Genomic DNA, 22,601 nt, shown 5'->3' with positions numbered 1-22,601 from the left:
CATGGCGATCACAAATCAGGAGCGCGTTGGCAAAGCCTTGGAGCTTCTTAAAGCCGGGTTGGCGCCGTTCGTTGAGCGTGAAGTTAAGAGCGCCATGAAGAACGGTCAGGCTGTCCCGGCTGTTCAGGCAATGGCCGAAGACCCGATCGTTCGCGACAAGCCCATCACACAATGGGATTCTGCGCTGCTGTTGAAGCTTATGTGGGATGGCTGGAACGATGTGTTCCGCAAAACCCTTGGCCCAGCTGAGCGTGGTCTCGTCGGCGAAGCTCGTGGCTATCGGAATCGCTGGGCGCATCAGGAGCCATTCTCCGGTGATGACGCTGATCGGGCTCTGGATTCAATCGCGCGCCTTCTCACGGCCGTTTCCGCCTCGCAGGCGGACGAAGTCGGCAAGATGAAAATGGAACTACGCCGCCTGATCTTCGACGAGCAGATGCGGAGTGAAAAGCGGAAGAGTGCCGGGACCGCCATCGAGAGCCAGGTGACCGGGAGCCTGAAGCCTTGGCGCGAGGTCGTAACACCGCACAAGGACGTCGCCAGCGGGCGTTACCAACAAGCCGAATTCGCTGCCGATCTCTGGCAGGTTCATCTCGGCGAAGGGACTGACGAATATAAGAACCCGGTCGAATTCTTCCGCCGCACATATCTGACCGAGAGTCTCAGGGGAATGCTGGTTGGCGCCGTGCAGCGGCTCTCGGGTAACGGCGCCGATCCGGTAGTGCAACTCCAAACCAACTTCGGCGGCGGCAAGACGCACTCGATGTTGGCGCTCTATCACCTATTTTCGGGCATTGCGCCAACGGAGCTCGCCGGTATCGACTCGGTGATGACCCAAGCGGGAGCCACCAAGCTCCCGACCGCGAAACGCGTTGTGTTGGTGGGCAATAAAATCTCGCCCGGCAACCCTTCAACGAAGCCTGATGGCACGGTAGTACGCACGCTCTGGGGCGAACTGGCCTGGCAGCTAGGGGGTAAAAAGGCGTTTGCACGAATCCAAGCCGACGATGAGAAGGCAACGAGCCCGGGCGACGTCCTGCGCGAGCTGTTCGTCGAATATGGGCCATGCCTGATCTTGATCGACGAGTGGGTTGCCTACGCACGCCAGCTCCACGATCAATCCGACTTGCCAGCGGGCGGCTTCGAAACCCAGTTCACTTTCGCCCAGGTTCTGACCGAGTCGGCGAAGCTGGCGAATAACTGTTTGCTCGTCATCAGCCTTCCCGCCTCGGATACGTCGGGGTCGCCTCACACGAAAGCCGACGATGTCGAGGTAGGCGGCCAGCGCGGACGCGAGGCGCTTGATCGGCTCCGCAATGTTGTCGGCCGCGTCGAGTCTTCATGGCGGCCGGCCAGCGCGGAGGAAGGCTTCGAGATTGTGCGGCGACGGCTGTTCGAGCCGATGACAGATCCAGCGCAATTCAAAGACCGAGACGTGGTGGCGCGCGCCTTCGCGGATCTGTACCGGACGCAACATCAGGAATTCCCGACTGAGTGCCGCGATGCAGAGTACGAAAAGCGGCTCAAGGCCGCCTACCCAATCCATCCTGAGATCTTCGACCGGCTTTACACCGATTGGTCGACTTTGGTGAAATTCCAACGCACGCGTGGCGTGCTGCGCCTCATGGCCGCAGTGATCCACAGCCTTTGGGAGAAGGGCGACCGAAACCCGATGATCCTGCCGGCAAACATCTCGATCGATGATCCGCGGGTCCAATTCGAGCTGACGCGTTATCTTTCGGACAACTGGGTGCCCGTTATCGAGAAGGACGTGGATGGTCCAAGCTCGTTGCCACTTCGTCTCGATGGCGAAGTACCCAATCTCGGCAAGTTCGCGGCGTGCCGGCGCGTCGCGCGCGCTATCTACTTAGGCTCGGCCCCGCTCACGCAGGCGGCGCACCGAGGCCTGGAAGACCGGCGCGTTAAACTCGGCTGCGTCATGCCAGGAGAGTCGCCGGCTGTGTTTGGCGATGCACTTCGACGCCTGAGCGGGGTCGCCACCTATCTGTATCACGACGGCAATCGGTACTGGTACTCGACGCAACCGACGGTCACCAAGCTCGCGGATGACCGCGCAGAGCAGCTGAAGCGGAATCCGGACGCGGTGGTGCAGGAGATTGATCGCCGGCTGCGACTCGATCTGCGTTCCGCCGGTGAGTTCCGCCGAATCCATCCATTGCCGCAGTCCGGTGCTGATGTGCCCGACGACATGGATGCTCGCCTGGTGGTGCTGAGCATCGACCACCCTTACAGCAAGGATCCGGCGAACAAAGCCCAAGCAGCAGCCACGGCCATCCTGGAGTCGCGCGGTACAGCGCCGCGACTGTTCAGAAACATGCTGACCTTCCTGGCGGTCGACCAAACGCGGTTGCAAGATCTTGACGAAGCGGTTCGCCGATACCTCGCCTGGGAGTCCATCACCCTGGAAAAGGAAGCTCTGAACCTCGACCCTCAACAGTTGAAGCAAGCGGAAACTCAGCTGAAGTCCGCCGATGGCGCTGTTGTCGCCCGGCTTCCCGAAACCTACCAGTGGCTCTTGGTTCCGGCGCAAAGTAGCCCGCAATCCCCCGTCGAATGGCACGCCTATCGTCTCTCAGGCCAGGACGCGCTTGCCGTCCGCGCCAGCAAACGGCTTCGCAACGAGGAGCTTCTCGTACCGGCATTGGCCGGAACCCGCTTGCGGATGGAGCTCGACCGGATTCCACTTTGGCGAGGCGATGACGTCCCGATCAAGCAGCTCGCAGAGGATTTCGCGCGATATCTGTATCTACCTCGGCTGAAAGACTCCCAGGTCCTCGCCGCGGCAGTGCAGGACGGGCTCAGTCTACTACTGTGGCAAAGTGAGTCTTTCGCCTACGCTGACAGCTTCGACGACGTAGCGCACCGTTATCGCGGCCTGCGTTGCGGCCAGCAGATCATCGCGTCGGTCGATGGCTTAGCCGGCGTTCTGGTTAAGCCAGATGTCGCCGTGCGACAGCAAGCGGCCGACGCAGTACCGAAGCCGGGACCCTCGAACGGGGGAGATACGCAGGACCAACCCGGCGGAGGGCCGACAAGGCCTGGCGACAGTCCCGCCCCAGGCAAGCCGGTTGCCCGCACGCCAAAGCGGTTCCATGGCACGGTGGTCGTTGATTCAGCGCGTGTTGGCCGCGACGCCGGCCGCATAGCAGACGAGGTGATTTCCCACCTCGTCGGCTTGGTGGGCTCCGAGGTCACCGTCACCATTGAGATCGAGGCCAGAATCCCCTCCGGTGCGCCGGACAACGTCGTCAGGACGGTGACCGAGAACAGCCGCACCTTGAAGTTCACCAGCCAAGGCTTCGAGGAGGACTAAAATGTGAAATCGCTTGCTGGAAGTCCGACGGTGACTCCACTCCGTCATGGCGACGCTGGTGGTTTACCTCAGATTAACAAACCCTCCGATTTGTACGCCGCGCTAGCCCATAACCCTACTCGACCATTTCACCCCTTCCAATCGTCGCGGACTATCCGCTTCGTTCTCTATCAAGCGCCGACATTGGAAGAGAAATCATGGCCTTCAAGGTTGAGCAAACGATCAAGCGCACGATCCGCCGCAGTGAACTACGCCAGATCGTACCGCTTGCGGATACAACAATCTACGAGATGGAGCAGCGCGGAGAATTTCCACGCCGCTTTGCTCTAACGGCCCGCTGCGTCGTCTGGGACCTCGCCGAAATAGAGGCCTGGTTGGCGGAACGCCGCAGGGCATCGGACAGCGCTTCAACCCCCCGTGCTCCGCACCCGGACGTCCGGCAGCGCCGAACACGACCTGTCAGACCGCAGAGTCGAGAACCAGGAGCGGCATCGACGGTGGAGTGAGGACCGGGACGTGCTTTCGACCCTCAACCCACGCGTCGATGATGTCCGACCATTCTTGCAGCATATGACGCCGCTGAGGTTCGTACTCCGCCTTGTTGTAAACGCCTCGAGACGATCTTCCATCCTCATGGGCCAGACATTTCTCGATCCAGTCGCTGTTAAATCCAAGCTCGTTGAGAAGCGTCGATCCCGTGCGGCGCAGGTCATGGACGGTAAAAGGCTCGAGCGGCAGCCCCTCCGATTTCGCTCGCTCGACGACGGAATAGGTGATCCGGTTGAATGTCGCGCGAGACATGGGTGCATCCGCATCGTAACGGGACGGCAGTAGGTAGCGGGAATTCCCGGCGCAGGTCTTGAGCGCGATCATGATATCCATGGATTGACGCGACAGATAAACATTGTGCGCCTTCGATCGCTTCATCCGCTCCTTGGGAATGCTCCAGACGGCATTTTCGAAATCCACCTCGTCCCAAGTCGCGTCTTGCAATTCGCTCTTGCGCACCATCGTCATTAGAAAAAGCCGCATACCGAGCCTGATAGTCGGAAGCGTCGCGACATGCTCAAGTTGCTTAAGCATCACGCGGATTTCAGTCGGTGAAAGCGATCGATCCTTCGGCACGAAAGTGGCGATGGATGCTGGGCCGACCTCATCGGCCGGGTTAGCGACCTTTTCGCCATGCAAAATCGCAAAACCATAAATCTGCTTCAAGATATCCCGCACATGGATCGCGGTCGCGGGCGCGCCCCGATCAACGATCTTCGCGCAGAGCGCACGCAGATCGTCAGGCCTGATCTCGTGGAGAAGACGATTTTTGCAGACGGGCAAGAGCTCTCGTTCGAAGATGGCGCGGCGCATAGCTCGGGTGCTGTCCGCCATCGGGGCATCCTTGAGCCACCGCTCACCGAATTCACCGAAGTTCTTCGCCTCCTTGATCCGCCGCTTCGCACGCTGCTTCTCATGGGCGGGCGAGTTGCCTTCCATCACGGCTCGACGCGCATCTACCGTCTTTTCACGCGCGCGGGCCAGCGAGAGTGCGGCCGGCCCATACTGGCCAAGAGTCACGGTCTCTCGCCTGCCATTCAAGCGATAGTCCAGCCGAAAGGTCACCGTCCCCGACGGTGCCACAACGACATACATCCCATCGCGATCGCTGACTTTGTAAGGCTTCCCCTTGGGCTTTAGGTTCTTCAGCGCGGTGTCGGTCAGCATTTCCCGTCCCCTCGACCCAAAATACCGTCAGGCAATTTGAGGCCAACGTCAGGACAATTTCTCCTTATTTATCATCACGATAAGAGAGAAAAAATACCGTCAGCCAGTCTCTACGGGCTGACGGTATCTCGTCTTCGGGCTGGCGGCAAGTGAAGACAAGACCGTCATCCGAGCCGTCGTTCGGAACCGCTACCCAGCGAAAGATGCTGATAGGCTGCGGCAAATATATTATTTTAATTCAATCACTTATTTAGGAATTGGCGATAGTCCCCGAACCTTCTCGGCAGACCCTAAATCATTCCCACTCGATCGTGCCGGGCGGTTTGCTGGTGATATCGTAGGTTACACGGTTGATGCCGCGGACCTCGTTTACGATCCGACCTGCAACGCGGGTGAGGAAGCTCATGTCAAATGGATAGACATCCGCCGTCATGCCATCGGTGCTGGTGACGGCGCGCAAGGCGCAGGCGAAGTCGTAGGTGCGACCGTCGCCCATCACGCCGACGCTGCGTACCGGCAGCAGGGCCACGAAAGCCTGCCAGATCGCGTCATACAGCCCAGCGTTGCGAATCTCCTCAAGGTAGATCGCGTCGGCCTTCTGCAGGATGCGGACCTTCTCGCGGTCGACCGGGCCGGGAATGCGGATCGCAAGGCCAGGGCCGGGGAAGGGATGGCGGCCGACGATGGTCTCGGGCAGGCCGAGTTCACGGCCGAGGTCGCGGACTTCATCCTTGAACAATTCGCGCAGCGGTTCGACCAGCTTCATCCGCATCCGGTCCGGCAGGCCGCCGACATTGTGATGCGACTTGATGACGGCGCTGGGCCCGCCGCGCGCGGAGACGCTTTCGATCACGTCCGGATACAGCGTGCCCTGGGCGAGGAAATCGGCGCCGCCGAGCTTCTGCGCCTCTTCCTCGAACACCTCGATGAACAGGCGGCCGATCGTCTTGCGCTTCACCTCCGGATCGGTGACGCCTTCAAGGGCGGCGAAGAACAGGTCCGACGCGTCGCGATGCACGAGGCGGATGTTGAAGCGGTCGCGGAAGACGCGCACGACCTCGTCGGCCTCGCCGGCGCGGAGCAGGCCGTGATCAACGAAAATGCACACAAGCTGGTCGCCGATCGCCTCGTGGATCAGCGCGGCCGCGACCGAGGAATCGACGCCGCCTGACAGGCCGCAGATCACCCGCCCGGTTCCGACCTGCACGCGAATCGCATCGCGCGCCGTCTCGCGGAAATTCGCCATCGTCCAGCCGCCCGCAAGGCCGCAGACCTTGTGTGCAAAATTCGCGAGCAGGCGGGCGCCGTCTGGCGTGTGGACGACTTCGGGGTGGAACTGCACGCCATAAATTCGGCGCGTATCGTCGGCGATGGCAGCGAAGGGCGCGCCTTCGCTCACCGCAACGGCCCGGAAGCCCGGGGGCAGCGCCGTCACCCTGTCGCCATGGCTCATCCAGACCTGAGCGCGCTGGCCCTTGGTCCAGACGCCCTCGAACAGAGCGCAGTCCTCGGTGACGTCGATGAAGGCCCGGCCGAATTCCCGGTGGTCTGAGCCTTCCACCGCGCCGCCCAGCGCATCGCAGATCGCCTGCTCGCCGTAGCAGATGCCGAGCACCGGCACGCCGGCGCCGAACACGCCGGCCGGAGGTTTCGGTGCCACCGCCTCGATCACGCTCGCCGGCCCGCCGGAGAGGATGATGCCCTTCGGCGCGAAGGCCGCCATACGCGACGGGTCGGCGTCGAAGGGCCAGATTTCGCAATAGACGCCGGTTTCGCGCAGGCGGCGCGCGATCAGCTGCGTTACCTGGCTGCCGAAATCGAGAATGAGGATGCGGTCTGCGGAGGGTGCGTCGGACATCTCGCCTCAACAGCACGCAACGCGGCCGGGTTCAATCCCTCCGGGCCGCGCCGCGTTCACGGCAGCCGCTCGTCAGACGACGTGTTCGGCGAAGAAGGCGAGGCTGCGATGCTCGGCGATCTCGTTGGCGCGGGGGTTGAAGCTCGGGCGATCGTGGCAGCCAAAGCCGTGCTCGGCGCCTGGATAGACGAAAATCCCGATCTCGGGCTGCGCCTTGCGGATCGCTTCCACATCGGTCAGCGGAATGCCCTTGTCCTCGGCGCCGAAATGCAGCTGCACCGGGCAGCCGGGCCTCTCAGTCCGCGTGGCTGCGATGCCGCCGCCATACCAGCCGATCGCCGCCTTGAAGCTCTTGCTCCGTGTGGCGCCCCACCAGGCGATGGTGCCGCCCCAGCAATAGCCGATGATCCCGGTGGGCCGCGGCGACAGGGCGGCGGCCGAGGCCTCGATGTCGCGCATCACGGCCTCCTCCGTGATTTCTGCACGCAGGGCGAGCCCCTTGTCGCGCCCCACGGCGTCGTAGCCGAGTTCGACGCCGCGCTCGACCCGGTCGAACAGCGCCGGTGTGATCACCCGGTAGCCGAACGAGGCCAGGTGGTCCGAGATCTGCCGCATATGCGAATTCACGCCGAAGATTTCCTGCACGATCACGATGCCTCGCGGCGCGGCGGTGTCGCCGGCAGCATAGGCCTTGAATTTGTGCCCACAGGAGGCGGTCAGGTTGATCATTTCACCCATTGTCATGCTCCGTCCGTGTTGGCGAATTGCGCAAAATCCTGCGCGAGACGCTCATAGATTGGCCGTTTGAACGGCACCGCCAGCGCGGGAATGGCCCCAAGTTCGATCCAGCGCCATTCGTCGAATTCGGGATGCTGATGGGCATCGAGGCGGATCATCTCGTCGCTGCCGACAAAACGCAGCGCGAACCACCATTGTTTCTGGCCACGATGCCGAGCGCCAAATTTCGCCACCACTTCGGGCGGGAAGTCATAGGTGAGCCAGTCCCCGATCTCGCCGATCACCTCGACCGCATTGGTGCCGATTTCCTCGTCCAGCTCCCGCAGCACCGCGGTCGCCGGATCCTCGTCGTCGTCAATGCCGCCCTGGGGCAGCTGCCACTGATAGGCGGCATCGCGGCCAAGGTCGGCCCGGCGGGCAACCAGCACCAGACCGGCGCGGTTGAACACCGCGGCGCCGACATTGTGCCGGTAGGGCAGGGTGGTCGTCTCCGTCATTTCGCGTTCCGTGGCGCGATCAGTGCGCTTACCGGCACGAGAACCAGCCCCTGCGCCTTCAGGCCGGCGCACCATTTCGCCAGCACATCGATGTCACCTTCCGTGGGCGATGAAATGACGCCAAGAGCGCTGCCCTGAACCACGGCGACGCCCGCCAGCTGGTTCAGGGACTGCAACTGGTCGACCCCGCTCGTCTCGGGATCAATGACCACGTCCGCCCGACGGCCAGGTATGCCGGGCGGGAGCTTCACCCCCCTCGACGCAGTCACCATGAACAGGCCGGCGGGTTGCAGATGCTTGCCGAGCCACTGGCTGTTCATTGCTTGCGAGAGAAATGTCTCGTCGGTCGCCATTCCGATTTCGTCGGTAACGCCGGCGTAGCCCGCCACACGGGAAAGCGCCCAGTCAAGCCGCTTCTGATTGACCGAATCCAGCTCACTGCCGTGCAGTGCCTCATCGCCTTCGGTCACCGTGGGCTCCCGGCTGGTCTCCATCGGCAGCCCCAGCAGGGTCTCGTGCCCGGCCTTGCGGGCAGCAATTGCGACCTGTTGCAGATGAGGGCCATAGGGCGTGAGCGCCAGTGAAACCGAGGGCGGTAGCGATGTTACGGCATCGAGGCTGGGCGTGAGCGCCTCGCCGATGCCGCCGACAAGAATGGCCACGCGATGGAGGCCATCAGCAATGTGTGCCGGGGCGGCGTAATACGTCATCGGACTGGTCTTGCCGGATTGCTGCGGGATCATCCATGCCGGATTGGCTGGGGATCCCACCAGCAATTTCGGGTCCGGCGGCGGAATGGCGCCATGATAGAGGTGACGCAGAAGCGTTGTCCGAGGCGGCTTTGCCGGCAGCGGCGATCCCAGCACGGCTAGGGTCGCGCCGCCGATAACGGTCGCGAGGCCAACGCCCGCCCAGAAACGCCCGACCGAGCGCGCGATGCGGATCGCGCGCATGAGTTAGTGCGTCGCGCCGCTCTTCGGCGCCGCCATGGCGCGGACGAGCTTGAGAGCCATCTGCAACTGGTAGTCGGTTCCCAGCTTCTTTGGCTCAAGCTTCGGCCAGCCAACGGGTGGCCGCGCTGCGATCGTCTTCGCAGCGGCCGGCAGCACCAGCTTCGGCGGCAGGATCGGCGCCTTCATACCGGAGGGGTTGCGGAAGGCGTGCGGCATGTTCGATTCGCGGATCTTCGGGAAATGATCCTTCGGGTTGTTGGTTTCATGCACGACCAGATCGGGCTCGACACCGTAATCCTGGAGCGACTTGCCGGAGGGTGTGTAATAGAGCGCGGTGGTCATTCGCAGCGCGCCGTGGCCGGGAATGGTGAAGATGGTCTGCACCGAGCCCTTGCCGAAGGTGCGGGTGCCCATCACCACCGCGCGGCGGTTCTGTTGCAGCGCCGCGCTGACGATTTCGGCGGCCGAGGCGGTGCCCGAATTCACCAGGATGACAATCGGCTTGCCGTCAGTGATGTCGCCTTCATGCGCGTACCAGACCTGGTCGTCGGACTGGTGCCGGCCATGAGTGGAGACGATCTCGCCGGTATTGAGGAAATCATCGGCCACCGCGATGCCCTGGTCGAGCAGGCCGCCCGGATTGTTGCGCAGGTCGAGGATGTAGGCGCCCACCTTGCCGTGGCTTTCGGCCTTCAGCTTCGCCACCCCGCGGCGGATATCTCGATTCGCGTTCTCGGAGAAGCTCGCGAGGCGCATGTATCCAACATTGCCATAGAGTGCGGTCTTGACCGCATGGACATGGATGATCGCCCTGGTGAGGGTGACATGGATGGGCTTGTCGACGCCGGCGCGCTTGATCGTGAGTTTGATCTTGCTGCCGGCCGGGCCACGCATCTGGTTGACCGCCTTGTCCAGCGTCATGCCGATCATCGGCTTGCCGTCGATCGCGACAATCAGGTCACCGGGCTTGATCCCGGCCTTGGCCGCCGGCGTACCGTCGATCGGGCTGATGACCTTGATGAAGCCGCCCGCCTCGGAAACCTCGATCCCGAGGCCGCCAAACTGGCCGGACGTCTCCGCGGTCATGTCCTTGTATTGCTGGGCGTTCATGTAGGCGCTGTGCGGATCGAGCCCGGTCAGCATGCCGTTCATCGCGTCGTAGACCAGTTTTTTCGAGGATTCAGGCACGACATAGTCGGCCTTGATGCGCTGGAAAATGTTTTCGAACAGGCCGAGCTGACGATAGGTTTCGTCGTTCTGCGGTGTGCCGGCGACAGCGCCGTGGATTACAGGTTCCACCATTCCAACACCGACCCCCACCGCGAAGGTCGTCATGATCAACAGGGAAGTCCTCAGCTTCATCTACGCCATCCTCATCAGATACGCCACCATTAATGCGGCTGGCCCGGAAGTCCAGAGCCCGACGTTGCGGGAGATGGGCGGGTCAGCGGTTCGCTGTTCCGGCACCGAGGCGCGCCGCCGGATCGACCGCCTTTCCGTCGTGCCGCAACTCGACATAAAGGCGCGGCTGATTTCCGGGATTGTGCGTGTCGAATGCCGGCATGCGCCCGACCGGCTGGCCGGGCTGAACATGCTGGCCCACCGATACATCGAACTTCTGGAACCCCGCCATCACGAAATCGTAGCCACCGCCGCAGTCGATGATCATCAGCTTGCCGTAGCTGGCAAAGGGGCGGGCGAACACCACCCCGCCACTGCAAGGCGCGCTGACCACGGCGCCGGGCGAAGCGGCAAACGTATCGCCGGTCGCAGGGCCGGTCGCCGTGGTGCTGGCAAACGCCCGGATCAGCCGGCCAGCGACAGGCGCGCCGGCAAGGATTTTCGGCGCTGCGGGAGGAGATATCCGCGCAGCAGCTTCCCGCGCTGCTGCCGCGCGCGCTGCCGCCGCGCGGGCCCGCTCAAGGCGATTGATCACCCCGACGAGGTCATGCGCCTGGCTTGCGGCGCTGGCGGCCTGCCGGGCTTCGGCGTAGCGGCGGCGTTCGGCGAGGCTTTCGGCTGCCGCGGTGGCGGCGATGGCCGCCTGCAACGCCGCATCTCCGGCTTTCTGTTGAGCAACGGCCGCAATCATCCTGGCTTTTTGCACGCGAAGTTGCAGGGACAATACCGCGTAGCGCTGCTGTGCCGCGAGCAATTCCCGCGCCCTGGCAGCGATCTGGCGGGTGATGCCCTGCATCGCCAGGGCGCCCTCGGCAGCCTTGCCGGGCGCCGAGCCGGCGGCAATGAGGGTTGCCGCCGGTCGCCGCGCGAGCCTGATGATGATTGGCAGCAACGGCGCGATGGCTGCGGAGGATGCTTCGATATCCGCCCGTGCCGCCTCGGTTTTGGTGCCGAGGTCAGCCAACTGGCTCACGATCTGGGCGGTTTTGTCTTCCGCTGCCCGCAAGGCAGCATTCGCGGCGATCTCGCGGGCCAGCAGCGTCTGCCGCCGTGACGCCGCCGCGGCCTCCGCCCTTGCCGCCGCCGCCGCCGCCGCGCGATGGCGTTGCGCCGCCGCGTTCGCCTGATCGAGCCGGTTGCGTGCCGTGCCGAGCTGGTCGGCCCGCGCCGCGCCTGCGGCGAGTGCTGCAACCAGCAGCGCGGCGGTCGGGATGAGGCGGCGGGCGGCCTGTGGCATCAGGCGCCGATCAGGCTCCGGCCGGTCATTGCTTCCGGTTGGGGAATCCCGAGCAGGCAGAGAAGTGTGGGGGCGAGGTCGGCGAGCCGGCCGTCACGCAGTTTCGCTTCCCCAGGCCCGCCGGTCAGCAGCACCGGCACGCGGTTGAGCGTGTGGGCGGTGTGCGGGCCGCCGGTCTCCGGATCCCGCATCAGCTCGCAATTCCCGTGATCGGCGGTGACGATCATCGCTCCGCCCTGGGCGCGGATCGCCGCATCGATCCGGCCGAGCCCGGCATCGACCGTCTCTACCGCCTTGATCGCGGCGGGGAGCGAGCCGGTATGGCCGACCATGTCGGGGTTGGCGAAGTTGAGGACGATGAGGTCGAAGCTGCCCGATTCGATCGCGGCGACGACCTTGTCGGTCAGTTCCGGCGCGGACATTTCCGGCTGCAGGTCATAAGTCGCGACCTTGGGCGAGGCGACGAGGACGCGTTCCTCGCCCGCGAACGGCGTCTCCCGTCCGCCGTTCAGGAAATAGGTGACGTGGGGGTATTTCTCGGTTTCCGCCGCGCGCAGCTGACGCTTGCCGGCACGCGCGACCACCTCGCCGAGCAGGTCGTCCATCCGCTGCGGCGGGAACAGCGTGTGCATGAAATGCGCGAGTTCGTCGGAATAGGTGACCATGCCGAGCGCGGCGGCGAACCGGATGTGCCGGTCATGTGCAAAGCCGTCGAAGCCTGGATCGAGCAGGGCGGCCAGGATCTCGCGCACACGATCGGCACGGAAATTGGCGCAGAGCAGGCCATCGCCGTCGCGCATGCCCTTGTAACCGCCGATTACCACCGGCTTGACGAACTCGTCCGTCACCCCGTCCGCGTGGCTCGCCTTCACCGCGGCGACGGGGTCGTCGGCATGGCTGCCCTTGCCCTCGGTGAACAGGTCGAAGGCAAGGCGAACCCGTTCCCAGCGATTGTCCCGGTCCATCGCGTAATAGCGGCCGATCACGGTCGCGATTTCCGCCCCTTTCGGCAGCGCGTCGTGCAGCCAGGCGAGGCTGTCCGGCGCGCTTTCCGGCGCCGTGTCCCGCCCGTCGGTGATGGCGTGGACAAAGACGGGAATGCCGGCCCGCGCGACCGCGCCGGCAAGGGCCGCGACATGGCGCTGATGCGCGTGCACCCCGCCGTGCGAGACAAGGCCGAGCAGGTGGCAGGCGCCGCCCGATTCCCGCAGCGCGTCGACGAAGCGGCGCAGATCGGCGTTCTCGGCCAGCGAGCCGTCCTCGATCGCGCTGTCGATCCGCGGCAGCTCCTGCATGACCACGCGTCCGGCGCCGATATTGGTGTGGCCCACTTCGGAATTGCCGATCTGCCCCTCGGGAAGGCCGACATCGCGGCCGCAGGCGCTGAGGAAGGCGTGCGGCGACTCCCGCCAGAGGCGGTCGAAATGCGGCGTTTTCGCCTGGGCCACGGCGTTGTCGGCGCGGTCCTCGCGCCAGCCGAACCCGTCGAGTATCGTCAGCATCACCGGCCTGGTCATCGCACTCTCCATCATCTGCCGCCCGCAGATGGACCGAGCCGCTTGTATGGGTCAAGCGCGGTTCCGATCCGGCGCCGGCACCTCTATATAGGCCGTATGCTGATCGATTCTCATTGCCATCTCGACTACTTCACCGAGGCCGAACGCCAGGCCGTCATCGCCCGCGCCCACGAGGCCGGGGTTGAGCGCATGGTGACCATCGGCACCTCGATGCACCAGTCGGAAACCGCGATCGCGATCGCCGAGAGCGATCCCAGCGTGTTCGCCTGCATCGGCGTGCATCCGCACAATGCCGGTGGCGAGGCGGGCGTGCCCAGCCCTGAGGCGATCGCCGAGATGACGCTGCATCCGCGCGTGATCGGCATCGGCGAATCCGGGCTCGACTATTTCTATGACAAGGCACCGCGCGATGTTCAGGCGGAGAATTTCCGTGTCCATATCCGCGCGGCGCAAATGACCGGCCTGCCGCTGGCCATCCATGCCCGCGATGCGGATGACGACGTTGCCACCATGCTGGAGGACGAACACGCAAAGGCGCCCTTCGCGTTCCTGCTGCACTGTTTTTCCTCGGGCCAGAGGCTGGCCGAGCGGGCGCTGGCGATTGGCGGGTTCCTCTCCTTCTCCGGAATCCTGACCTTCCCGAAATCAGCCGAACTGCGCGAGATCGCCCGGCATATTCCGCCAGAACGGCTGCTGGTGGAAACCGATTCGCCCTACCTCGCCCCGGCGCCGTTCCGCGGCAAGCGCAACGAGCCGGCGCACACAATCCACACCGCCAAGGTGCTGGCCGAGGTGAAGGGCATGGGGATGGCCGAGCTGGCCGATCTCACCACGGCCAATTTTCAGCGCCTGTTCGCCAAGGCTTCATGAAGTTCAAACTCACACTGCTCGGCACCGGCGGATCGGCCGGGCTGCCGCAGATCGGCGGCCCGGACGGGGCCGGTGACTGGGGGCAATGCGACCCGGCGGAGCCGCGCAATCGCCGCACCCGCGCCAGCGTGGTTTTCACCGCCGCCGACGGGCAGCGGATCCTCGTCGATACCGCGCCGGAAATCCGCCTGCAGCTCACCGATCACCGGATCGACCGGATCGATGCGGTCATCTTCACCCATTCGCACGCGGATCATATTGCCGGTCTCGACGATATCCGCATCCTCAACCGCCTGCGCGGCACACCGATCGATACCTATGCCGACGAGCGCACATGGGTGGAACTGCGCCAGCGCTTCGACTACGCGTTTCGCCCGTGGGAGCCGCCTCGCTTCTTCCGCCCGGTGCTGCACACCCACACGGTCCATCCCGGTGAAACGCGGACCATCGCCGGGCTGCCCGTGCGTTTCATCCGGCAGGATCACGGCTTCATCCCCTCGCTCGGCCTGCGTGTCGGCAATGTTGCCTACTGCCCGGACGTGGTCCGTTTCACGCCCGATCAGTTCGCTCTGCTCGAAGGTGTGGACACCTGGGTCGTCGACTGTTTTACCAGACAGGGACCACACCCGACCCATGCCTATCTCGACCAGGTGATCGACTGGGCGAAGGCGCTGCGCCCCCGCCGCACCATCCTGACCCATATGGGACTCGACATGGATTATCGCACGTTGTGCGATACGCTGCCGCCCGGCATCGAACCCGCCTTTGACGGCATGATCATCGAGGGAGACGCGCCATGACGCATGAAGAGAAGCTCGACCGGCTGGCCGAGGTCGCCGTTCGCATCGGCGTCAATGTGCAGCCTGGCCAGGAACTCATCATCAACGCGCCGATCGAGGCGCGTGACCTCGTCGACCGGATCGCGACCCATGCCTATCGCGCCGGCGCGGCGCTGGTGATCCCCTTCTTCGCCGATGACCTGATCCAGCGCGCCCGCTTCCACGAGGCGAGCGAGGACAGTTTCGATTTCGCGCCTTCCTGGCTCTACGAGGGGGTGGCGAAGTCGATCGGCGAGGGGGCGGCGATGCTCACGGTTGTCGGTACCGACCCGATGCTGCTCGCGGATTGCGACCCGGCGCGGATCGGCCGCGCCCAGCGCGCGATGGCGCAGGCGATGAGGCCGGTTCGCGGCTTGATCAGCAGTTTCGCCACCAATTGGTCGACCCTGTCCTTCGCCACGCCGGGTTGGGCGAAATCGGTCTTCCCTGACGAAGCGAACCCGGTCGCGCTTTTGTGGGACGCGATTTTCGAGGTCAGCCGCATCAATGAGGCCGATCCGGTCACCGCCTGGCACGCCCATGTCGCGTCCCTCCGGGCACGGTGCGACGCGCTGAACGCCCGCCGCTTTGCCGCGCTGCGCTTCAGCGGACCGGGCACCGACCTCGAGGTCGGCCTCGCCGACGGACATCTCTGGGCGGGCGGATCCGCGACATCGAAGGATGGCACAGCCTGCATGCCCAATATGCCAACCGAGGAAGTCTTCACCATGCCGCATCGTGAGCGGGTGAATGGCAAAGTCCGGGCGAGCAAGCCGCTCGTTCATGGCGGCGCACTGATCGAGGAGATCGAGGTGCGCTTCGAGGCGGGGCGGATCGTCGAAGCGAAGGCGAAACGAGGCGAGGACGTGTTCCGCGCCCTGATCGCGACCGACGAGGGGGCGAGCCGCCTCGGCGAGGTGGCGCTGGTGCCGGATGCATCGCCGGTATCGCGCTCGGGACTGATTTTCCGCAACACGCTGTTCGACGAGAACGCGGCGAGCCACATCGCGCTCGGCCAGGCGCTGGCGCTCAACATGGAGGGCGGGTGCGATGCCGCCCGCGGCGCCAATGAAAGCCTCATCCATGTCGACTGGATGATCGGCTCGGCGCTGATGAACGTCGATGGCGTGAATGCCGATGGTTCAGTGACGCCGGTGATGCGCGCCGGCGCGTTCGTGATCTGAGCGCCGGGGGCGCGATGAGGGCACATTCCCATCCATCAGTATCGGATATCGTGCTCTATCATGTTGATAATTAGAGCATCTTTATCCGATCAGGTGACCCCGTCTGATCGGATGACGCTCTAGAGCCGGCGGACGGTGTAGGCGGCTTCCAGCGCCTCGGTGATCGACCGGCCGTGAGCAGCGTCGCGCGCCTCGAACATCACTTCGAGATGCGCGGCCTGCACGGTCGGTGATGCAAACTGGCGCTGGTGGACGACCTCGATGATGTTGCCGCCCTGATCGCCGATGCGGCTGGCGATGTCGGCCAGCACGCCGGGGCGGTCGGGGATTTCCATCAGCACCTTCACGATCCGTCCGTCGCGCATCAGGTTGCGCAGCAGCGTGTTGGCGAGAACGCGGGTGTCGATATTGCCGCCGCAGATCGGCAGGGCGATGCGGCGGCCGGCGAAGCGCTGCGGGAAGGTCAGCACCGCGGCGAGAGCCGCGGCACCAGCACCTTCGGCGACGATCTTGCCATTCTCGGCCAGCATCGCAATCGCCTGCTCCACCGCCGCTTCCGGCACAACCAGCACCTCGACCTTGTGTTCCTTCAGCAGCCCGAGCGGCAGCTGACCGATATCGCGCACCGCGATGCCCTCGGCGATCGTGGCGCCGCCGACCTTGACCTCCTGGCCCGCCAAGGCTTGGGCGAAGCCGGCATAGCTTTCAACCTCGACGCCGAGGATTTCCACGCCGGGCCGCAGCGCCCGGGCTGCCACCGCGCAGCCGGAAATGAAGCCGCCGCCGCCGGTCGGGATGATCAGCGCGTCCAGGTCCGGCAGCTCCTGGAGGACTTCAAGGGCAAGGGTGCCCTGGCCGGCGATCACGTCGGCGTCGTCATAGGGGTGGACGAAGACCAGCCCCTCGCGAGCGGCGAGTTCATGGGCATGGGCGGCCGCTTCGGCGAGGGTTTCGCCATGCAGCACCACCTGCGCCCCCCAGGCCCTGGTGCGGGTGACCTTCGTGGTCGGGGTGAAGCGCGGCATCACGATGGTGGCACGGATGCCGGCGAGCTGGGCGTGGCGCGCGACCGCCTGGGCATGGTTGCCGGCCGACATCGCGATCACGCCGGATTTGCGCTCGGCCTCCGTCAGCAGCGCGATGCGGTTCGCAGCCCCCCGTTCCTTGAACGCGCCGGTGGCCTGCAGGTTTTCGAGCTTGAGATGGACGTCCGCACCGGTCGCGCGCGAGAGCGAGTCCGCGCGGACCAGCGGGGTGCGCAATACCGCGCCGGCGATCCGATCGGCCGCCGCCTCGATATCGGCAAGCGTAACCAAGGCGTCAGCCGAACCGGACAGCGAGGATCTCGTAGCTGCGGTCGCCGCCGGGAGCCGGCACCGAGACGGTGTCTCCCGGCTTCTTGCCGATCAGCGACTTGGCCAGCGGCGACGTGACGGAAATCCGCCCGGCCTTGATGTCCGCCTCATGCACGCCGACGATCTGGTAGGTGACTTCCTTGTCGCTTTCCTCGTCGACGAGCTCGACATGGGCGCCGAACTTGATCGTATCGCCGGACAAGGTGGATGGATCGATCACCTCGGCCGCGGAAACGATCTCCTCGAGCTCGGCAATCCGCCCCTCGATGAAGGACTGACGCTCGCGCGCGGAATGGTATTCCGCGTTTTCCGACAGGTCGCCGTGGCTGCGCGCCTCGGCAATCGCCCGAATGATCGCCGGCCGCTCCACGGACTTGAGGTGGCGCAGCTCGGCTTCGAGATTCTGCAGTCCGGGCCCGGTCATCGGGAATTTTTGCACGGCAGTTCCTTCAGTCAGGTTAAGCCATCCGGCGTGGGGATGAGCGAAAAAGGCGCGGGCCGGGACGGCCCGGCACCGCGGTCATCGAAACGATTGCGGAAAATACGACTGAAGCGGCGCAACTTCAAGGTTGCCCGCCGCGAGAGCCGCGATGGCGTGCGATGCCGCCCGCGCCCCGGCTATGGTCGTGTAGTGCGGCACCCCGTGGTTCAGAGCCTGGCGGCGGATGTCGAAACTGTCCGACACGGTCTGCGCACCGGAGGCGGTGTTGATGACGAGCTGCACCTCACCCGAGCGGATCGCGTCGACGCAGTGCGGGCGGCCTTCCAGCACCTTGTTCACCGCCCGCGCGGCGATGCCGGCCTCGGAGAGATGCGCGGCGGTGCCGCGTGTCGCCATGATCTCGAAGCCGAGATCGACGAAGCGTCGGGCGATCGCGAGGATCGCCGGCTTGTCGGAATCCCGCACCGAGAGGAACACCGTGCCGGCCTGCGGCAGCTTGACCCCGGCGCCGAGCTGCGCCTTGGCGAAGGCGCGGGCGAAGCTGACATCGAGCCCCATCACCTCGCCGGTGGACTTCATCTCGGGGCCAAGCAGCACGTCGACGCCGGAGAAGCGGGCGAAGGGGAACACCGCCTCCTTCACCGCAACGTGACTGCGCATCACGCTGTCATCCAGCCCGAAGGAGGCCAGCGCCTCGCCGGCCATCACCCGCGCGCCGATTTTCGCCACCGACACGCCCGTCGCCTTGGCGACGAAGGGCACGGTGCGCGAGGCGCGCGGATTGACCTCGAGGACGTAGACATTCTCGCCCTGGATCGCGAACTGCACGTTCATCAGCCCGATCACGTTGAGCGCCTTCGCCATCGCCTCGGTTTCGGCGCGGAGTTCGGCGACGATGGCGGGCGACAGCGAGTAGGGCGGCAGCGAGCAGGCGGAGTCGCCGGAATGGATGCCGGCCTCCTCGATATGCTCCATCACGCCGGCGACGTAGACGGTCTGGCCGTCGGCGATGCAGTCGACATCGACCTCGATCGCGTCGTTCAGGTAGCGGTCGATCAGCACCGGGTTGGTGCCGGAGACCACCACCGCCTCGCGCATGTAACGGCGCAGGCTCGCGATGTCATAGACGATCTCCATCGCCCGGCCGCCAAGCACGTAGGAAGGGCGGATGACGACGGGGAAGCCGATCCGCTCGACGATCGCCTCGGCCTGCTCGGCCGAGCGGGCCAGGCCGTTTTCCGGCTGGCGCAGGCCAAGCGAACGCAGCAGGTCGTGGAAGCGCTCGCGGTCCTCGGCGGCATCGATCGCGTCGGCCGAGGTGCCGAGGATCGGGATGCCGGCCTCGGCGAGGGCCTGGCTGAGCTTGAGCGGCGTCTGCCCGCCATACTGCACGATACAGCCGAGCAGCGTGCCACGCTCCTGCTCGCGATGGAGCAGGGAGAGCACGTCCTCGGCGAAGAGCGGCTCGAAATAGAGCCGGTCGGAGGTGTCGTAGTCGGTCGAAACCGTTTCGGGGTTGCAGTTGACCATGATGGTCTCGAACCCGGCCTCGCGCAGCGCATAGGCGGCGTGGACGCAGCAATAATCGAACTCGATTCCCTGGCCAATCCGGTTCGGGCCGCCGCCGAGAATGACCACCTTGCGCCGCTCGCTTGGCTCGGCCTCGCAGACCGGCGCACCGAATCCGCCTTCATAGGTGGCGAACATGTAGGAGGTTGCCGAGGCGAACTCGCCGCCGGTGCTGTCGATCCGGCGGTAGACCGGGGTGACGCCGAGGGCGAGGCGCGCCTTGCTCACATCCGCCTCGCTCTGACCCGTAAGGCCCGCGAGTCGGCGGTCGGAGAAGCCGAGCGCCTTGAGCGCGCGCATGCCGCGCTCGTCGCCGGGCAGGCCTTCGGCGGCCACCCGCCGTTCGGCCTCGACGATGTCCTCCATCTGGCGGAGGAACCAGGGGTCGAACTTGCAGGCGGCGTGGATTTCCTCGACCGTCAGGCCGGCGCGCAGCGCCTCGGCGGCGATCAGCAGCCGGTCCGGCCGCGGGGTGGAGAGCGCGGCGCGGAAGGCATCGCGCGTGCCATCGCCCGGCTTCTCGACCGGATCGAGTCCGGCGAGGCCGGTTTCCAGGCTGCGCAGCCCCTTCTGCAGCGCCTCGGGGAAGGAGCGGCCGATCGCCATCGCCTCACCGACCGACTTCATCGAGGTGGTCAGCAGCGCCGGTGTGCCGGGGAATTTCTCGAAGGTGAAGCGCGGGATCTTGATGACGACATAGTCGATCGTCGGCTCGAAGCTCGCCGGGGTGACGCGGGTGATATCGTTGCGCAACTCGTCGAGCGTATAGCCGACGGCGAGCTTCGCCGCGATCTTGGCGATGGGAAAGCCGGTCGCCTTCGAGGCCAGCGCCGAGGAGCGGGAGACGCGGGGGTTCATCTCGATGATGACCACGCGCCCGTCGGCCGGATTGACGCCGAATTGCACGTTAGAGCCACCGGTATCAACGCCGATCTTGCGCAGGCACGCGATCGAGGCATCGCGCATGAGCTGGTATTCGCGGTCGGTCAGGGTCAGCGCGGGAGCGACGGTGACGGAATCGCCGGTATGCACGCCCATCGGGTCGATGTTCTCGATCGAGCAGACGATGATGCAGTTGTCCGCCCGGTCGCGGACCACCTCCATCTCGTATTCCTTCCAGCCGAGCACGCTTTCCTCGATCAGCACCTCGGTGGTCGGCGAGGCGTCGAGCCCGCCGGCGACGATTTCGAGGAACTCCTCGCGGTTGTAGGCGATGCCGCCGCCAGTGCCGCCGAGGGTGAAGGAGGGGCGGATCACCGCCGGCAGACCGACGAGGTCGAGTGCGGCGCGGGCCTCGTCCATCGTGTGGGCGATGGCGCTGCGCGGGCTCTCGATGCCGATCTCGGCCATCGCATCGCGGAATTTCAGCCGGTCTTCGGCGCGGTCGATCACCTCGGCGCGGGCGCCGATCAGCTCGACGCCGTGCTTTTCCAGCGTGCCGGACTTGGCGAGCGACATCGCGGTGTTCAGCGCCGTCTGCCCGCCCATGGTGGGCAGCACCGCATCCGGCCGTTCCTTGATGATGATCTTCTCGACCATCTCCGGCGTGATCGGCTCGATATAGGTTGCATCGGCCAGTTCGGGATCGGTCATGATCGTGGCGGGGTTGGAGTTCACCAGGATCACCCGGTAGCCTTCCTCGCGCAGCGCCTTGCAGGCCTGGGCGCCGGAATAGTCGAACTCGCAGGCCTGGCCGATGACGATGGGGCCGGCGCCGATGATCAGGATCGATTTGATGTCTGTACGTTTCGGCATGGTCAGCCCTCCATCATCGCGACAAAGCGCCGGAACAGGTGATTGGCATCCGACGGTCCAGGGCTGGCCTCGGGGTGGTATTGCACGGAGAAGCAGTTCTTTGCCGGGCAGGCGATGCCCTCGTTCGACCCGTCGAACAGCGAACGATGGGTGACCGTGACGCCGTCGGGGAGGCTCGCCTCGTCGACCGCGAAACCGTGGTTCTGACTGGTGATCTCGACCTTGCCGGTCGCAAGTTCCTGCACCGGCTGATTGGCGCCGCGATGGCCGCGGGCGAGCTTGTAGGTCCGTGCGCCGAGCGTGTGGGCGAGAAGCTGGTGGCCGAGGCAGATGCCGAAGAGCGGCTTGCCGGCATCGAGCACGCCGCGGATCGCCGATACGGCGTATTCGGCTGTCGCCGCCGGATCGCCGGGGCCGTTGGAGAGGAACACGCCGTCAGGCTGATGGCGGAGAATATCCTCGGCCGAAGCGGTGGCGGGGACCACGATGACCCGGCAGCCGGCGCTCGCGAGATTGCGCAAAATGTTCCGCTTCGCGCCGTAATCCACGGCAACGACAGTGAATTTGGGCGTATCCTGCCGGCCGAACCCGTGCGCAAGATCCCAAAGCGTCTCGGTCCACTCGTAGCTCTGGGTGCAGGACACCTCGCGCGCGAGGTCCATGCCCTCGAGCCCCGGCCAGGCGCGGGCCCGCTCGATCAGGGCGGGAATGTCGAAGCGGCCATCCTCGGGATAGGCGATCAGCGCGTTGGGCGGGCCGTCGTCGCGGATGGTGCGGGTGAGGGCGCGGGTATCGACCCCGGCGATGCCCGGCAATCCCATGCGGCGGCACCAGGCGGCCAGCCCTTCGGCGGCGCGCCAGTTGGAGGGCTGGGTGATGTCACGGTTGATCACAAGGCCGCGGGCGAAGCTCGTATTTGCCTCGATATCCTCGGGATTGGCGCCGACATTGCCGATATGGGGGAAGGTAAAGGTGATGATCTGCCCGGCGAAGGAAGGGTCGGTCAGGGTTTCCTGATAGCCGGTCATCCCGGTGGAGAAGCAGAGTTCCGCGGGGCTGCCGGCGGAATGCGCGCCGAAACCGCTTCCCCAGAACACGCGCCCGTCGCCCAGTACCAGCGCCGCAGTCGCCCCGTCCGGCTTCGTGGTTTCGGATTCCATTGCAATCTCTCCTGAAAGATCGGCCAGGGACAGACCGGTGACGGCAATCACCGCCGGCCAGTGCCGCGCCGGAATCGCCCCGGCGCTGCGCCACTTGCGCACGGCTTCGGTCGAAACCTGGGTCAGCCGGGCTGCCGCATCGGCACCGCCCAGCAGGTCGATGATCTCGTCTGTCGTCTTGGGCATGACGGTCTCAT

17 protein-coding genes are annotated in these 22,601 nt (G+C 65.2%); 5 read left to right on the top strand and 12 right to left on the bottom strand.

Translation table 11 applies throughout. The features are described 5' to 3' along the window. Position 1 precedes the first annotated feature (1 nt). Complete coding sequence (locus HUW10_RS03950) at positions 2 to 3,334, top strand: Swt1 family HEPN domain-containing protein (RefSeq protein WP_174502310.1); 3,333 nt, start codon at positions 2 to 4, stop codon at positions 3,332 to 3,334. Between the two features lie 197 nt (positions 3,335 to 3,531). Beyond that, positions 3,532 to 3,840, top strand: coding sequence for an AlpA family transcriptional regulator (locus HUW10_RS03945; protein WP_174502309.1), 309 nt, complete (start codon positions 3,532 to 3,534; stop codon positions 3,838 to 3,840). Here the strand turns inward: HUW10_RS03945 and HUW10_RS03940 are convergent. The 8 genes from HUW10_RS03940 to gpmI form a co-directional block, all read right to left on the bottom strand. Beyond that, the gene (locus tag HUW10_RS03940) at positions 3,794 to 5,050 is read right to left on the bottom strand and encodes a tyrosine-type recombinase/integrase (protein WP_174502308.1); all 1,257 of its coding nucleotides are present in this window, start codon (positions 5,048 to 5,050) and stop codon (positions 3,794 to 3,796) included. The two genes, HUW10_RS03945 and HUW10_RS03940, sit on opposite strands and share 47 nt — an antisense overlap. Before the next feature lie 295 nt (positions 5,051 to 5,345). Next, positions 5,346 to 6,908, bottom strand: a complete 1,563-nt coding sequence (guaA, locus tag HUW10_RS03935; protein ID WP_174502307.1) for a glutamine-hydrolyzing GMP synthase — start codon at positions 6,906 to 6,908, stop codon at positions 5,346 to 5,348. A 72-nt stretch (positions 6,909 to 6,980) separates the two neighbouring features. Then, positions 6,981 to 7,646, bottom strand: coding sequence for a dienelactone hydrolase family protein (locus HUW10_RS03930; RefSeq protein ID WP_174502306.1), 666 nt, complete (start codon positions 7,644 to 7,646; stop codon positions 6,981 to 6,983). 2 nt (positions 7,647 to 7,648) lie between these two features. Then, positions 7,649 to 8,143 carry an RNA pyrophosphohydrolase gene (locus tag HUW10_RS03925; RefSeq protein WP_174502305.1) on the bottom strand — a complete coding sequence of 165 codons (495 nt, stop codon included), beginning with the start codon at positions 8,141 to 8,143 and terminating at the stop codon, positions 7,649 to 7,651. After that, positions 8,140 to 9,096 carry a divergent polysaccharide deacetylase family protein gene (locus tag HUW10_RS03920; RefSeq protein ID WP_174502304.1) on the bottom strand — a complete coding sequence of 319 codons (957 nt, stop codon included), beginning with the start codon at positions 9,094 to 9,096 and terminating at the stop codon, positions 8,140 to 8,142. Before HUW10_RS03920 ends, HUW10_RS03925 begins: the two co-directional genes overlap by 4 nt. A 3-nt stretch (positions 9,097 to 9,099) precedes the next feature. Further along, positions 9,100 to 10,458 carry a S41 family peptidase gene (locus tag HUW10_RS03915; RefSeq protein WP_174502303.1) on the bottom strand — a complete coding sequence of 453 codons (1,359 nt, stop codon included), beginning with the start codon at positions 10,456 to 10,458 and terminating at the stop codon, positions 9,100 to 9,102. 82 nt (positions 10,459 to 10,540) lie between these two features. Next, positions 10,541 to 11,734: a murein hydrolase activator EnvC gene (locus HUW10_RS03910; protein ID WP_174502302.1), complete on the bottom strand. Its 1,194-nt coding sequence runs from the start codon at positions 11,732 to 11,734 to the stop codon at positions 10,541 to 10,543. Then, entirely contained in the window at positions 11,734 to 13,251 is a 1,518-nt protein-coding gene (gpmI, locus tag HUW10_RS03905) for a 2,3-bisphosphoglycerate-independent phosphoglycerate mutase (protein ID WP_174502301.1), read from the bottom strand. Before gpmI ends, HUW10_RS03910 begins: the two co-directional genes overlap by 1 nt. A gap of 96 nt (positions 13,252 to 13,347) precedes the next feature. On the opposite strand from gpmI, the gene HUW10_RS03900 reads away from it, so the two are divergent. The 3 genes from HUW10_RS03900 to HUW10_RS03890 are packed head-to-tail and all read left to right on the top strand — an operon-like array spanning position 13,348 to position 16,123. Next, complete coding sequence (locus HUW10_RS03900) at positions 13,348 to 14,121, top strand: TatD family hydrolase (RefSeq protein WP_174502300.1); 774 nt, start codon at positions 13,348 to 13,350, stop codon at positions 14,119 to 14,121. Then, positions 14,118 to 14,921: an MBL fold metallo-hydrolase gene (locus tag HUW10_RS03895; RefSeq protein WP_174502299.1), complete on the top strand. Its 804-nt coding sequence runs from the start codon at positions 14,118 to 14,120 to the stop codon at positions 14,919 to 14,921. Before HUW10_RS03900 ends, HUW10_RS03895 begins: the two co-directional genes overlap by 4 nt. Next, positions 14,918 to 16,123 carry an aminopeptidase gene (locus tag HUW10_RS03890; protein ID WP_174502298.1) on the top strand — a complete coding sequence of 402 codons (1,206 nt, stop codon included), beginning with the start codon at positions 14,918 to 14,920 and terminating at the stop codon, positions 16,121 to 16,123. The genes HUW10_RS03895 and HUW10_RS03890 overlap by 4 nt, the downstream gene beginning before the upstream one ends. Before the next feature lie 119 nt (positions 16,124 to 16,242). On the opposite strand, the gene HUW10_RS03885 is transcribed toward HUW10_RS03890, so the two are convergent. The 4 genes from HUW10_RS03885 to carA form a co-directional block, all read right to left on the bottom strand. Next, the gene (locus HUW10_RS03885) at positions 16,243 to 17,439 is read right to left on the bottom strand and encodes a threonine ammonia-lyase (protein ID WP_174502297.1); all 1,197 of its coding nucleotides are present in this window, start codon (positions 17,437 to 17,439) and stop codon (positions 16,243 to 16,245) included. A 4-nt stretch (positions 17,440 to 17,443) separates the two neighbouring features. Beyond that, on the bottom strand, positions 17,444 to 17,917 hold the full coding sequence (gene greA, locus HUW10_RS03880; RefSeq protein WP_174502296.1) for a transcription elongation factor GreA: 474 nt from the start codon (positions 17,915 to 17,917) through the stop codon (positions 17,444 to 17,446). An 81-nt stretch (positions 17,918 to 17,998) separates the two neighbouring features. Beyond that, positions 17,999 to 21,244 (bottom strand): carbamoyl-phosphate synthase large subunit, encoded by a 3,246-nt coding sequence (carB, locus tag HUW10_RS03875; protein ID WP_174502295.1) that lies wholly within the window; start codon positions 21,242 to 21,244, stop codon positions 17,999 to 18,001. 2 nt (positions 21,245 to 21,246) lie between these two features. Beyond that, positions 21,247 to 22,590 (bottom strand): glutamine-hydrolyzing carbamoyl-phosphate synthase small subunit, encoded by a 1,344-nt coding sequence (gene carA / locus HUW10_RS03870; protein WP_174502294.1) that lies wholly within the window; start codon positions 22,588 to 22,590, stop codon positions 21,247 to 21,249. Positions 22,591 to 22,601 lie beyond the last annotated feature (11 nt).

Origin of the sequence: Acidiphilium sp. C61 (assembly GCF_905116885.1) — a bacterium.
In the GTDB taxonomy this organism is placed as follows: Bacteria; Pseudomonadota; Alphaproteobacteria; order Acetobacterales; family Acetobacteraceae; genus Acidiphilium.
The sequence above is the reverse complement of the archived record's forward strand: the minus strand, read 5'-3'. Positions and strand labels throughout refer to the sequence as shown.